We start from the raw sequence: 12838 nt of genomic DNA on the forward strand, positions 1-12838 counted from the left end.
CTTTCGTCGACGCGTCGTGGCACAGCGGCGGGGCCGGAGTCGAGAACAACACGAACGCACTTGCTTGGGCAAGCCGCCGGAGCAGAGCCACAGTAGCGAGCACCCGCTGAACGGACGACGCGTGAGGGCTCGAGAGCTCGTGGACACCAGGCGGGCCGACCGGTACCCGAACATTGACAACACCACACATATCGATTCGTAACATGGCAACACCTGACGAACGCGGCGCCGATGGCGCTACAGCCTACGACGAGTTGATCGAACGGTACCGACAGTACCAGTACCTGCAACACGCCGAAATGGTCGTCATGTGGGACCAGCAGGTGATGATGCCCGAGGGCGGCGCACCCGCTCGCGCGAAACAGCGCGGCGCGCTCTCGACGGTCGGCCACGACCGCCTGACTGACGAGGCGATCGGCGACCTCCTGAATCGCATCGACGAGGGTGAACTCGACGACGATCAGCGGGCCGTCGTCCGGGAGATCCGTCGCGACTACGAACGCGCGGCGGGGGTTCCGAGCGACCTGGTCACCCGGTTCTCGGAGTACACCGCGGAGAACCACCGCATCTGGAACGAGGCGAAAGCCGCCGACGACTACGACGACTTCGCGCCACGCCTCGACGGAATGGTCGATCTCACGCGCGAACGGTCCGCGGCCATCGATTCCGCGCGCGACCCGTACGAGGTGCAGTACGAGGAACGCCAGCCGTACCTGCCGCTCGATCGGGTCGAGGAGGTCTTCGCAGAGCTTCGCGACCACCTCGTTCCGCTAATCGAACGCATTCGAACCGACGGGCGGGAGATCCCCGAGGTCGTGACGGGGACGTACGACGCCGAGACCCAGGAGGAACTCTGTCGCGCCGCACTCGATACCGTCGGCTACGACTGGGATCGCGGCCGCCTCGACACCGCGCCGCACCCGTTCATGGCCGGCACACAGTTCGACGCCCGCGTCACCACGCGCTACGACGAGTCGAGCCCGCTCGCGGGCCTGATGGCCGTCATCCACGAGTACGGTCACGCCTCCTACCAGCAGGGGTTGCGCCAGGACGCCTACGGCTCGCCGCTCGGCTCCCCGCGATCGTCCGGCGTCCACGAGTCCCAGTCGCGCTTCTGGGAGAACCACGTCGGGCGGACGAAGCCCTTCTGGGAGCTGTTTCTCCCCATCGTCAAAGAGCACTTCCCGTCGCTATCGGACCTCACCGTCGACGACGCCTACGCCGCGGTCAATCGCATTTATCCGGAAAACTGTATCCGCGTCGAGGCGGACGAACTCACCTACCACATGCACATCATCCTCCGCTGTGAGATCGACAGCGCACTCGTCCGCGGGGAGCTCGACATCGAGGACGTCCCCGAGGTGTGGAACCGCAAGATGGAGGAGTACCTTAGCGTGGTGCCGGACACCGACGCCGAGGGGTGTTTGCAGGACATCCACTGGTCGATGGGACTCGCGTCGTTCCACGGCTATACGGTCGGCAGCGTCCTCGCCGCCCAGCTCGACGCCGCCCTGCGCGAAGATCTCGACGTCGACGGCCTCGTCCGCGAGGGCGAGTTTGACCCGATCCGCGAGTGGATGACCGAGCACGTCCACCGCCACGGGAAGCGCTATCCGACCGACGAATTGATCGAGGAAGCCACTGGCGAGCCGCTGAGTGCCGAGTACTTCCTCGACTACGTCGACGAGAAGTTCGCCGACCTGTACGACCTCTGAGGACGGCGAGACGACCGGAAGGGGTGATCGGCCGAACGATACGTCTCGCCGTTCCGGGTGCCCTCACCCGCGATCGGACCGACGAGCGGCGAGCGCGACGAGCAGCGCCAGGGCGGCGAGTGTACCCACCGGTCCGTAGCCGGGCGAGGCGTCCCCGTCACCGCCTGGCGGCGAGTCCGCAGCGCTACCGTCGGATGACGATCCATTGGCGCCATCGTCGGCCGCGTCCCCGCCCGTCCCGCCGCCGGCCGATTCGTTGTCCTCGACGGTGACAGTGTCGACCGCCTCACCGTCGACAGCGAATTCGTACTGGCCGGTCGTCTCGAACGCGTGAGTGACGTTCATCGTGCGTGACTCACCAGCCCCCAGTTCGACCGAACGTTCCGCGACGGTCCGCCCGTCGACGCGCACGTCAATCCGTCGCTCGCCAGCGACGTCGCCCCGGTTCTCGACAGTCCAGTCGAGACGGACGGAGTCGCCGACCGCGACCGTCGTGGTCGACGGCGACACCTCGGTGACGACGAGCTCGGCCCGGTCCGTCCCGTCCGACGGCGGGGACGGCGAGGGGAGCGACGGATCCGGTGACGGATCGATGTCACCCCCGTCCGACTCCTCTCGCACCTCGACGGTTGCGTTCGCCGTCGCGTCGGGAGTGGTCGCCCTGACGGAGTGGTCGCCGGTAGCGTCGTCTTCGGTCGCCCACTCGAGCGTCACCGTCTCCGACTCGCCGGGCTCGAGCGCGACCTGCGTCAGGTCCTGTTCCCGATCCTCGAACCCGGTGTCGGTGAGCCAGACCGCCTGCGCGTCGGCCATGTCGCCGGTGTTGGTGACCGTGACGGTCGCGGTGACGTTCTCACCGGCGGTGACGGGCGCGTTCGTCTCGCTGATCGCAACGTCGAAGGACGGTTGCCACGAGAGATGCGGGTAGCGGTTCGTCGGCTCCCACGTGCCCGGGAACTCGAGGTCGGTCATGTTGCTCTCGGCGGCGGGGCCGGTCATCTCGGCGGTCGTGCGTCCGGTCACGCCGGGGTTGTCGGGATCGTTGTCGATGCCGTCGGACTGGCCGGTCGCGTCGACGTCCCAGTAGGAGTCGCTCACCGTTCCCTGGTCGTATCCGATCAGACCGCCGTTGTCGCTGTTGGGGCCGGACGTCCGACCAGCGGCCCAGGAGTCGGTCACGTCGCCATCGGCCTGGTTATCTGCGACGAGTCCACCAGTCGAGAAGCTGTGCCCCCCGACCCGTGCTGTCGACGACGACCGCGCTATCGTCCCTCGGTTATTCGCACCGATTCCACCCGTAATATAGGAGCCGTCGATGAGGCCGCTGGCCCTCGACTCGACGATCGTGCCGGCGTTCTCGCCGACCAGCCCGCCGACGGTGTCTTCGCCGTTGACGTCTCCGATCGCCGAGGACCGGGCGACGGTGCCGGCGTCGACGGTGCCGACGAGGCCGCCGACGGTGAACGGGAACCCGTCTTCGTTTCCGACGCTCCCGCTCGCCCAGGAGTCCTGGATGCGGGGCGAGTCGTCGGTGTCGGGACTGTCGCGCATGATCCCGACGAGGCCACCGACGTGTTCTTTTACGTCCCACTCCGCGTCAACTACATAGACGTCGCCTGTCGCGGAACTATCGGTGACCAGCCCGTGGTCCCACTCGCCGTTGGAGTAGTCGCCACCGTTGATCACGCCGACGAGCCCGCCGACGTACTGCTCACCGTAGACGTCGCCGGACGCCGTCGAGTTTCGTACCGTCGCCCGGAGACTTCGTTCGAACTCCCCATCGTCTTCGGCTACGTTGCCGACGAGCCCGCCGACGTTCTGGCCGCCGTCGACGGTCGCACTGGACGACGAATCCACGACGCTCTCTCTGGTCTTCCCGATCAACCCACCAACGTTCGTGGTCCCGGTGACGGTGCCACTCACCGAAGATTTCTCAATCGTATCGCTATTCCCTCGCGGACTGATACCTGCGATTCCGCCGACGTCGTTGATTCCGGTGACGTCAGTCGTCACTGAAACGTTCGACGTTGGATATATATTCGTCCCGAACGCGCCGCCGACGCGGTTCTCGCCGTCGACAGTGCTCTCGACCGACATATCGTACGTATCGACCTGAGTAAATCCACCGTACCCGCCGACGTCGTTCCTGCCGGTCACGGTCGCGTTCACCGACACGTCCGTGGCGCTCCCGAAGATGTGCTGGCCGACCACCCCACCGACTCGGTCGGTTCCGGTGACGGTGCCGTGGACGTCGACGTCCGAGATGTCCGTCCTCAAATAGACGGCCCCGACAAGCGTCCCGACGCGCTCGTTGCCGACGACCGTCGCGTTCGTCATCGTGACGGTTCGAATGGGGTTCTCATCAACCGACTCGTGATCAGTATACCCGAACAGTCCGACGTGATTCTCGTCGGATCGGTTGATCGAGAAGGCATCTATCGTGTGCCCGCGCCCGTCGAGCGCACCGGTGAACGGCTCGGACTCGTTACCCACCGGCTCGAAGCCCTTCTGGTCGTTCCACTCGGCGGTGTTCGACGCGTCGACGTCGTTCCCGAGCACGTAGTGCGCATCGAGATCCTCCTCCATCGCCTGCAGCTGCGTCGCGTTCGTGACGACGTACGGATCGTCCGCGGTGCCGTTGCCGTCCATCCCCTCGATCGTCGGTTGATTCGTCGCCCCGTCGGCCATCACGCCGGCGAATCCGGCCCCGCAGATTGCCACGAGCGCGACCAGCGCCGCGACCCGGACTGCGAGTCGCAACCACCCCTCCCTCGAGATACTCAGTCCGTCGTCCATCGCGTCACCGTTCGGTTCTCGTCTGCGTATAGTCACTGGAGGAAACAGTGTTTCACGGCGTGAGATTTTGCCCCAATAGGCCGTGTCGCGCCGATCAGCCGTCGACGCGCCACTGGCGCGCACCGAAACACTTAGTGTTTTTATACGTGATGGGATGGCATGAACCAGCACGACGACGAACGCGGCCGGTTGCTGCGCCAGGCCGCGTTGCTCGAGGCGGTCCGCGGGAGGACGGCCGACCGGGCGACGTTACAGGCGGAACTCGACGTCTCGCGGGCGACCGCCTACCGCTGGACGACCGCGCTCGCCGAGCGGAACCTGCTCGAACGCTCGCACGACGGCTACCGGACGACCGGGGCCGGGGCGGCCGTCGCCGACGCCGTCGACCGGTTCGAGCGCTCCGTCGCGGCCGCCGAACGGCTCGAACCGCTCCTCGAGACGGTCTCGGCGCCCGAACTCACGCGCCACGTTGACCTGTTCGCGGACGCCGAGCTCGCGGTCGCGACCCCATCGAACCCGAACCGACCCATCGAGCGCTGGCTCGAACACTTCTCGTCGACCGAGCGGTTCCGCGGGTTCGTCGTCACCGGGTGCCCGCCGGCCGTCACGCGCCAGGGGACGCAGAACGTCGAGGCGGGCATCGACATGGAGGTGATCTGCACCCCGCTGGCGCTCCGGGCCGACCGAAACGCGAACGAGGAGGCGTTCGAGTCCATCGCCGGCGGTGACGCCGCCACGCTCTACACGCACCCCGGCCTGCCGTTCACGATGAGCCTCTTCGACGGGACCGTGATCCTCTCGGGATTCGACGAGGAGACGACGCTCCCCGTCGTGACGGCCGCGACGGACGACCGGGCCGCCCTCGCCTGGGCCGAGGGGCTCTACCACCGCTACCGGCAGGAAGCCACCGCGGTCACGGCCGCAACCGTCGACGCGCTCGCGTGACCGAGCGGGTCGTCGCCGAGGGTCGGCGGCCGGATTCCCCGACGCTCGAACTCGATTTTCACGCCGGCACCTGCCGGGGGCGAACCCTTTCGGCCGGCCCCGCTCCCTCGGGTATGCGAATTTCAGTCCCGGGCGCCCCCGGCGTGTACTACGACACAGACGCGAAGACGACCGCGGTCACCACGGCGCTCACCGCCGCCAGTCGGCGAACGCCGAAACCCAACGCCTACGCGCTACAGGCGCTGGCATTGCTGTGGTCGATCGACGTCGATCTTCGGGAGGTCCCGAACGATCACCCACTCCAGTACCTCCACCCCGAGGGTGCCTACAGCCTGGAGGCGTTCTCCCGCGACCAGTTGCCCGGTCCCAACGTCGGTGGCGGGGTCGAACGTGCCTTCCAGCTCGCCTACGCGGTCAACAGACAGGCCGAACGCGGTATCGACGGCGTCCTCGGCCACGAGAACGACGAGACGGAGGGGACCGTCATCGAGATCACCGACGGATCGGCGTCCGCCGACGCCTGAGAACCCCGCAATTGGTACCGGCTCCGCACGAGTCGGCCGACGCCACGTCCGCCGTTCTGACCGTGCCTGCAGTTTTACGGCCTGCACCCGCCGGGACCGCGCCCATCTCCGTGACTCCCCTAGCTGGGTCGGGCGCTACAGGAGCGGCGACGGCCCCGGCGTGAGAAAACATGGCAGATGTACTCGACGTACTTCGACGCGGTATCGCGGCGATCGGGGCGATCATCCTGGTCTTCGGCCTGGCCGGCGCCATCGTCGCCGGTGGCTGGCTGGTCTGGCTCGGCACCGACTGGCTCTACGACTACCTCCCGGCGACGGAGGCGAGCGCGGCGGCGCTGTTGCTCGTCGCCCTGTACGTCGTGATCGTCGGCATGATCATCTACTCGCTCGGCGATCTGCGGGCCGGAGAGGCCGAGTGATCGTCCACTCGTCGGCGGGCATCGCCCGGAAACTGGCGTCGACCGGACCCGCCGTCGGTCAGAACGTGAGCCGTTCGAGCAGTCGGCGCAAAAACCGCGGCCGGTGCGACTCGTGCGGATAGACCGAGATCGTCGTACAGCCGGGGTGGGGAACGGTCGGACTGTCGTCTAACACCTGCGAGGCGAGCGTGTCGTCGGTGCCGCGACGGATCACCACGTCGGGGCTCGCAGACTGAAGCGCGTCGGCGGCGATGGGTTCGGGGTTGACCGGCACGGAGAGTAGCTCCGAGAGTTCCGTCTGATAGTCTGCGATCGTCCGCTCGTACTGTTCCGTACCGTCTCGATCGGTGGGTTGCCAGAGCGAGACGGCGCCGCGGTTTTCGCCGGCGATCGACTCGGCGACGGTCACCGCAAGCGGCGGAAACGGGCCGCGGTCGCCGACGAGGCCGACACGTTCCGGATCGTCGTAACCGAGGTTGTCGACCAACACGACGTCACACGGCGCGTGTCGAACGATCCAGTCGACCGGGTCGCCGAGGAGCCGGGAGCGAAGCCGCAGGGGCTCGTGTTCGGCGACGATCGCGTCCACGCCCCGTTCTGCGGCGACGTTGACGACCGCGTGTTTCGTATCGTGGCTGACGATCTCGTCGGCCTCGATCGCGACGTCCAGGTCCGTCGAGAGGTCGTCCATCCGTGACTCGAACGAGCGGTCCGCGGCGGACTGCACCGTCACTTCGTCGGTGAGCGGAACCTGATCGGGCACCTCCTCGAATCGCGTGACGACGACGCGGCCGTCGTCCGCGCGAACGAGGTCGGCCGCGATGGCGACGAGCGACCGTTCCCGGTCCGCGTCGAGCCCTTTCGTGAGCGAGACGAGGACTTCCCGCGGCGTCTCGTTCACCGCGGATTCGGTCTCCGTGAGCGCTTCCTGGCCGACACGGCGGCGAACCGCGTCCGTCGCCGCGCCCTCGCGGTCGACGCGCGAACGGGCGTAGTAGGCGTACCAGGCGACGCTCCCCACGGTGATGAGGACGGCCCCGAGGAAGGCGTCCCGGCCCATCTGGGTGAGGAGGACGAGTCCCGAAACGGCGCCGAAGACCTGTACCCACGGATACAGCGGCGACCGGAACTCGGGATCGTATGCCCCCTCGCCCTCGCGGAACGCGATCACGGCCACGTTGATCAGCGCGAACACGAGGATCTGGAACGCGCTCGCGAGTTTCGCGATGTTCTGGAGGGGGACGACCGCGATGAGGACTAATAGCACCGCGCCGGTGAGCGTGATCGCCGGGACGGGCGTCCCGAACCGGTCGCTCACCGACGAGAACGTCGGTGGCGCGAGCTGGTCGCGGCTCATGGCGAACGGGTACCGCGACGACGAAAGAATGCCCGCGTTCGCCGTCGAGACGAGCGCGAGCATGGCCGCGATGACGACGACGATTTCGCCGACTCTCCCGAGCGTCTCCTTCGCCGCGACGGCGACAGGTGTCAGGGATCCGGCGACGCTTCCCGGATCCGTCACGCCGACCAGGACCGCCACGATGACGACGTAGAGGATCGTGGTGAACACGAGCGAGCCGAGGATGCCGAGCGGAATGTTCCGACCCGGATTCTCGACCTCCTCGGCGACGCTTGCGACCTTCGTGACGCCCGCGTAGGAGACGAACACCAGCCCGGTCGCCGCCAGAATCCCGCCGATCCCGTCGTCGAAGAAGTTCGCGTAATTGGCCGACTGGACGCTGGGCGCACTAAACGCGGCGAACCAGCCCAGGGCGGCCAGCATAACGACGACGATCACCACCTGGAGCCGACCCGTCTGCTTCGCCCCGAGGAGGTTGATCAGGATCAACACCGACGCGAGCGCCAGCGCGACCAGTTTCATCGGCAGGTCGAGGTACAAGAGCAGGTACGGAACGCCGCCGACGAGTGCGAGCGCGCCCTTGAACGTCAGGGAAAACCACGTTCCGACGCCGGCGATCGTTCCGAGCAGCGGCCCCATCCCGCGCTCGATGTAGATGTAGGTGCCGCCGGCTTCGGGCATCGCGGTCGCCATCTCGGACTTCGAGAGGGCGGCCGGTACGACGAGCACGCCCGAGAGCGCGTAGGCGAGGATGACCGCCGGCCCCGCCGTTTCGAGGGCGAGTGCCGGCAGGATGAAGATGCCGCTGCCGATCATCGCGCCGATGCTGATCGCCAGCACCGACGGGAGGCCGAGGTCGCGTTCGAGTTCCTTCATGCGACCACCGCGACCGTCGCTGTTCGAGCGGTCGCTGCGTTCAGCTGCTCGGCGCTCGTTTCGTCCGTCGTCGGGTGCGGTCTCACGGCAGGAATCAGCGGCAGTTGGTGACGGATACTAATAAATGGAGCGGAATATTTGACGCCCCGTCAATAGAGAGGGTAGAAATGAGGGGATCCGTCATCAGTCGGAAGGGTGTCGGCTCTCAGACGTGGCGATCCTCCGTTCGGACCGAGAGTATAAACACCCACGAGCCAGAATCGAGCATCGATGAAGGATGGCGAACTGGACGCCGTGGACAAGCGCATTCTCTACCAGCTCCAGCAGGACGCTCGAGGGACGTCCTCGACAGACATCGCGGCGGAACTCGGCCTGTCGTCGAGCACCGTCCGTACCCGTCTCAACAAGCTAGAGGAGAGCGGGATCATCCGCGGCTACCACATCGACATCGACTACGATCTCGCGGGCTACCCACTTTACACCAAAATCATCTGTACCGCACCGGTGCCGGAACGCGACGAACTCGCGAAGCAGGCCCGGAAGATCCGGGGCGTGACGGCGGTCCGCGACATCATGACCGGCGAACGCAACGTCTACGTCAACGCCATCGGGAAAGACCACGACGACTTAAACCGGATCAGCAAGGAGCTCGATGCGCTCGGGCTCACCGTCGTCGACGAACAGCTCATCCGCGACGAGTACGTCTGTCCGTTCCGCGGCTTCGTCGACGAAGACGAGACGGGACCGGGCGAGTACGACGAGTCGTAACGGGGGTGTGACTCGTCGTACCAGGACGGTTGCGACGTGTCGTAACAAGACGAATTCGACGCGTCGTAACGGGGCGAGTGCGAGGTGTCGGCATGCGTTCGGCGCCGACCGAGATCGAGTACCGATTCTGCGGCCAGAAGTCAGTCGGCGTCGATACCGAGGACGGCGTCGACGACCGCCTGTACACGGGTCGCCTCGGCGACGGAGACGAGGTCGCCGTCGCCACCATCGAGTGCAGTCACGAACTCGTCGACCAGCGTGAGCGTCGTCTCACCCGGGTCCTCGGTGAGCACGCGCTCGGTCTCCTCGCCGGGATCGGCGACCAGGCGGCGCCACGCCTGCAGCGACAGCGAGCCCTCGGTTCCCTCGACGGTGATGGCGTTCACCTCGCTCCCCGCGCAGTCACAGAGGAGATCGATCGTCCCGTGGACGGGCTCGTCGACGGCGACGGCGCCGGTCGGTTCGGCGTCGCTCTCGACGCCGGCGGCCTCTTCGCGCCCCGGCTCGCCACCGCGGGCACCCGCGACGTTACCGCCGACACTCCCAACGTCACCGCCGACGCCCACGACGTCACCGCCGGCCCGGAACGTCCCGACGATGGACTCCTCGTACGTCTCCGGCCCCGTGTACCGAACGTCGGCCGTCACGTCGCCGATGGTGCCGAAGAGTTCCTGCGTGGCGAACACGAAGTGGCTCCCGACCTCCCGGAGCGGCCCGCCCTGCTCCCGGCCGGCGAGCCAGTCGACGTCCTGCCACTCCCGTGGCCACTGCGGGAAGCGAAAGCGAAGGGACACACGCTTTGGCGAGCCGATCTCGCCGGCCGCGATCCGCTCGCGCATGTCGACGAACCCCGGCGTGTAGCGAAACGGGAGGTTGATCGCCGTCGTGCGGTCGCTCTCGCGGACGAGTTCGGTCAGTTCGCGGCCGACGGTCGCGGTTTCTGCGATGGGCTTTTCGCAGACGACGTGCGTGTCCGCGTCGAGCGCGGCCCGGACGACGGCCGCGTGATGTTTCGGCGGCACGCCGACGTAGACGACGTCGACCGCGTCGATCGCGACGAGCTCGTCGACGTCCGTCACTGCCTCGCAGTCGTACTCGTCCGCCATCGACTCGGCCTTCCGGGCGACCCGGTCGCAGACGACCCGAATCTCGGTCCGTTCGTGCTCGTCGAACGCCGCCGCAAGGCGCGACCCGATGACGCCGCAGCCGACGATTCCGACCTGGTACATGGCGGGTGGTGGCGAGCGCGCCTCAAGAAGGCCCGGATTGCGGTCACCCAGCACGCAATTCACGAGTGTGAGACCAGGGAGAACGCGAGCGGTCACGATCGAACTGGTCACTGAGTGGCCGACGGTCTGGATGGGTGCCCCGGACAGTCGGCGAAACGGACCCGAAACTGTGGTGGAACGGCCTGGTAGCCTCGAGCGTGATCCATTTCGTCCCGTCGCTGGTCCCAGCGTCGATCCTCCGAAGCCGGTAGCAGACACAAAAGACGCAATATACATGATCCCCTCTCGGCAAAATTTCTCCAATGGATCGGCGGACGGTACTCGCATCGATCGGCGTGCTCTGGACCGTGGGTATCGGCGGGTGTTCACAATTGCGTCCCGGCGACAGCACCGGGGACCTTCCCGCCGGCACCCTCCAGTTCGAGAATCGAGACGCCCTGCCTCACACCATCGGATTCTCGATCGGCGACGTGGGGACCGACGTCGAGACGACGGCAGATGGTCACGACGTCACCGGCGAGACGGCGGTTCCCCACCAGCAACGACGGATGACGGCCGCGTCGTCGGTCGCCCCCGGCGAGACGCAGACGTTCGATGAGATCTTCACCGAACCGGCGTACTATCTCGTCGAATTCACACTCGACGGGACTCCGCCCGACGATACCGCACGAGCCGTCTACAATCCTGCACCGGACGGGGGATACAACACCCTCACCGGACGCGTCGATTCGACCGGGAGCTTCACCTGGCTCGTCAGCGCGACCGACGATCCCGGTCCCGTCGACGACTAGCTGTCACGCGGTGTGGCGACTCGACCAGCCGTCACGCGGTCGCATGCGGTCGCACACGGCACATCACGCCCTCCGGGTCAGCTTGCGACCGCACCCCGATGCGCCTGCCCCGGTCCACACGCCTTTGTGACTGGTACGCCTACGGGGTGACATGGCTTCTGCGCCCACCAACGAGAGCGACACGTTCGACATCGGCGGCGACCTGACAGTCAGTCGGCTCGGCTTCGGCGCGATGCGCCTCACCGGCGACGCCATCATCGGCTCGCCAGCCGACGAGGCGGAAGCGAAGGACGTCGTCCGTCGCGCCGTCGACCTCGGCGTCGATCTCATCGACACCGCCGACTCCTACGGACCCGGCGTCAGCGAGCGACTGCTGGGGGAAGTGCTCGCAGGCGGAGATGATCGCGAGGACGATGGCGACGGCCCCGATTCCGACATCGCCGTCGCGACGAAGGCCGGGACGCTCCGCAATCGCGATGGCGACTGGCTGCCCCACGGCGATCCGGACTACCTGAAGAACCAGGTACTGTGCAGCCTCGACCGGCTTCGGACCGACCAGCTCGACCTCTACCAGCTCCACACGCCCGATCCGGACGTCGACTTCACCGAGTCGGTCCACGCCTTCGCCGAGATGAAAGACGCCGGCCAGATCGCCCACGTCGGCCTCTCGAACGTCACCGTCGAACAGCTCGAGACCGCGATGGACATCGTCGATATCGCGACGGTCCAGAACCAGTACAGCGTCGGTGATCGAGAGCACGAAGCCGTCTTGCAGGCCTGCGAGGACCACGACGTCGGGTTCATCCCGTACGGCCCGCTGTACACCGTCGACGAGGACGGTGTCGCCGGCGTGTTGCAGGACGTAGCCGAGCGCCACGACGCGACACCCCGCCAGATCGCCCTCGCCTGGCTGCTCGCGTACTCGGACGTGACGCTCCCGATCCCGGGCACGTCGAGTGCGGACCACCTGACGTCGAACGTGGCCGCGTCGCAGGTCGAGCTGACCGACGAGGACATGGCAGCGTTGAACGACGTCGCGTAGGTGAGGATGGACGACAGCGACAGTATCACGCCCAGTAGATAGAGACAGCCCCATTTCGTCGGCAGATTCGCGGCACTTCGTCGGTCGTCCAGTTCCTCGTCCATCGTGACGGCGTCCAGTCCTCGCGTGCAACGCAGATCCCCTATAAGTGAGTGGTCGTGGTAGCGGTCCGTGCAATGACACCAACGACCCCCACCGGACCGGATGGAGCCGGAAACTCCGTCGTCGAGAAGCCATCGCCGATCGGCCGACCGCGAGGTGACGACGTATGAACGGAATCGAAGACGGCGTCGCGCTGATCTCCGGCGCGTCGTCCGGAATCGGTCGCGCGACGGCGAAGCGGTTCGCGACGGCGGGCGCGAACGTCGTCGTC

Annotated in this window: 11 protein-coding genes; 8 read left to right on the forward strand and 3 right to left on the reverse strand. The window is 66.8% G+C overall.

Going from position 1 to position 12838, the window contains the following annotated elements; all coding sequences use genetic code 11:
- Positions 1 to 203: 203 nt before the first annotated feature.
- Entirely contained in the window at positions 204 to 1715 is a 1512-nt protein-coding gene (locus C479_RS07095) for a carboxypeptidase M32 (RefSeq protein WP_007700070.1), read from the forward strand.
- 63 nt (positions 1716 to 1778) lie between these two features.
- On the opposite strand, the gene C479_RS07100 is transcribed toward C479_RS07095, so the two are convergent.
- A complete protein-coding gene (locus C479_RS07100; protein ID WP_007700074.1) occupies positions 1779 to 4511 on the reverse strand; it encodes a GLUG motif-containing protein in 2733 nt (910 codons plus the stop codon).
- A gap of 159 nt (positions 4512 to 4670) precedes the next feature.
- Between C479_RS07100 and C479_RS07105 the strand changes: the two genes are divergently transcribed.
- The 3 genes from C479_RS07105 to C479_RS07115 all read left to right on the forward strand — a co-directional run bounded on the left by C479_RS07105 (position 4671) and on the right by C479_RS07115 (position 6399).
- The gene (locus C479_RS07105) at positions 4671 to 5456 is read left to right on the forward strand and encodes a helix-turn-helix transcriptional regulator (protein ID WP_007700076.1); all 786 of its coding nucleotides are present in this window, start codon (positions 4671 to 4673) and stop codon (positions 5454 to 5456) included.
- A gap of 113 nt (positions 5457 to 5569) precedes the next feature.
- On the forward strand, positions 5570 to 5980 hold the full coding sequence (locus C479_RS07110; RefSeq protein ID WP_152415833.1) for a hypothetical protein: 411 nt from the start codon (positions 5570 to 5572) through the stop codon (positions 5978 to 5980).
- A gap of 170 nt (positions 5981 to 6150) precedes the next feature.
- Positions 6151 to 6399 (forward strand): hypothetical protein, encoded by a 249-nt coding sequence (locus C479_RS07115; protein WP_007700082.1) that lies wholly within the window; start codon positions 6151 to 6153, stop codon positions 6397 to 6399.
- Positions 6400 to 6457: 58 nt separating this feature from the next.
- On the opposite strand, the gene C479_RS07120 is transcribed toward C479_RS07115, so the two are convergent.
- Positions 6458 to 8635 (reverse strand): amino acid permease, encoded by a 2178-nt coding sequence (locus C479_RS07120; RefSeq protein ID WP_007700085.1) that lies wholly within the window; start codon positions 8633 to 8635, stop codon positions 6458 to 6460.
- A gap of 270 nt (positions 8636 to 8905) precedes the next feature.
- Between C479_RS07120 and C479_RS07125 the strand changes: the two genes are divergently transcribed.
- Positions 8906 to 9403 (forward strand): Lrp/AsnC family transcriptional regulator, encoded by a 498-nt coding sequence (locus tag C479_RS07125; RefSeq protein WP_007700088.1) that lies wholly within the window; start codon positions 8906 to 8908, stop codon positions 9401 to 9403.
- A gap of 140 nt (positions 9404 to 9543) precedes the next feature.
- Here C479_RS07125 and C479_RS07130 read toward each other — a convergent pair whose 3' ends face one another.
- On the reverse strand, positions 9544 to 10632 hold the full coding sequence (locus C479_RS07130; RefSeq protein ID WP_007700091.1) for a Gfo/Idh/MocA family oxidoreductase: 1089 nt from the start codon (positions 10630 to 10632) through the stop codon (positions 9544 to 9546).
- A gap of 302 nt (positions 10633 to 10934) precedes the next feature.
- Between C479_RS07130 and C479_RS07135 the strand changes: the two genes are divergently transcribed.
- The 3 genes from C479_RS07135 to C479_RS16030 all read left to right on the forward strand — a co-directional run.
- Positions 10935 to 11423: a hypothetical protein gene (locus tag C479_RS07135; protein WP_007700094.1), complete on the forward strand. Its 489-nt coding sequence runs from the start codon at positions 10935 to 10937 to the stop codon at positions 11421 to 11423.
- 151 nt (positions 11424 to 11574) lie between these two features.
- Positions 11575 to 12465 (forward strand): aldo/keto reductase, encoded by an 891-nt coding sequence (locus C479_RS07140; RefSeq protein WP_007700097.1) that lies wholly within the window; start codon positions 11575 to 11577, stop codon positions 12463 to 12465.
- A 268-nt stretch (positions 12466 to 12733) separates the two neighbouring features.
- The coding region (locus tag C479_RS16030) for an SDR family NAD(P)-dependent oxidoreductase (RefSeq protein WP_007700100.1) at positions 12734 to 12838 on the forward strand (105 nt) is incomplete at its 3' end.

It is taken from the genome of Halovivax asiaticus JCM 14624 (genome assembly GCF_000337515.1).
GTDB lineage: Archaea > Halobacteriota > Halobacteria > Halobacteriales > Natrialbaceae > Halovivax > Halovivax asiaticus.

Bases quoted from the DNA above. Each gene is read 5' to 3' on its own strand.
- C479_RS07105 (WP_007700076.1), top strand. From the start codon at position 4,671: ATGAACCAGCACGACGACGAACGCGGCCGGTTGCTGCGCCAGGCCGCG.
- C479_RS07095 (WP_007700070.1), top strand. From the start codon at position 204: ATGGCAACACCTGACGAACGCGGCGCCGATGGCGCTACAGCCTACGAC.
- C479_RS07115 (WP_007700082.1), top strand. From the start codon at position 6,151: ATGGCAGATGTACTCGACGTACTTCGACGCGGTATCGCGGCGATCGGG.
- C479_RS07130 (WP_007700091.1), bottom strand. From the start codon at position 10,632: ATGTACCAGGTCGGAATCGTCGGCTGCGGCGTCATCGGGTCGCGCCTT.
- C479_RS07120 (WP_007700085.1), bottom strand. From the start codon at position 8,635: ATGAAGGAACTCGAACGCGACCTCGGCCTCCCGTCGGTGCTGGCGATC.
- C479_RS07100 (WP_007700074.1), bottom strand. From the start codon at position 4,511: ATGGACGACGGACTGAGTATCTCGAGGGAGGGGTGGTTGCGACTCGCA.
- C479_RS07135 (WP_007700094.1), top strand. From the start codon at position 10,935: ATGGATCGGCGGACGGTACTCGCATCGATCGGCGTGCTCTGGACCGTG.
- C479_RS07140 (WP_007700097.1), top strand. From the start codon at position 11,575: ATGGCTTCTGCGCCCACCAACGAGAGCGACACGTTCGACATCGGCGGC.
- C479_RS07125 (WP_007700088.1), top strand. From the start codon at position 8,906: ATGAAGGATGGCGAACTGGACGCCGTGGACAAGCGCATTCTCTACCAG.
- C479_RS07110 (WP_152415833.1), top strand. From the start codon at position 5,570: ATGCGAATTTCAGTCCCGGGCGCCCCCGGCGTGTACTACGACACAGAC.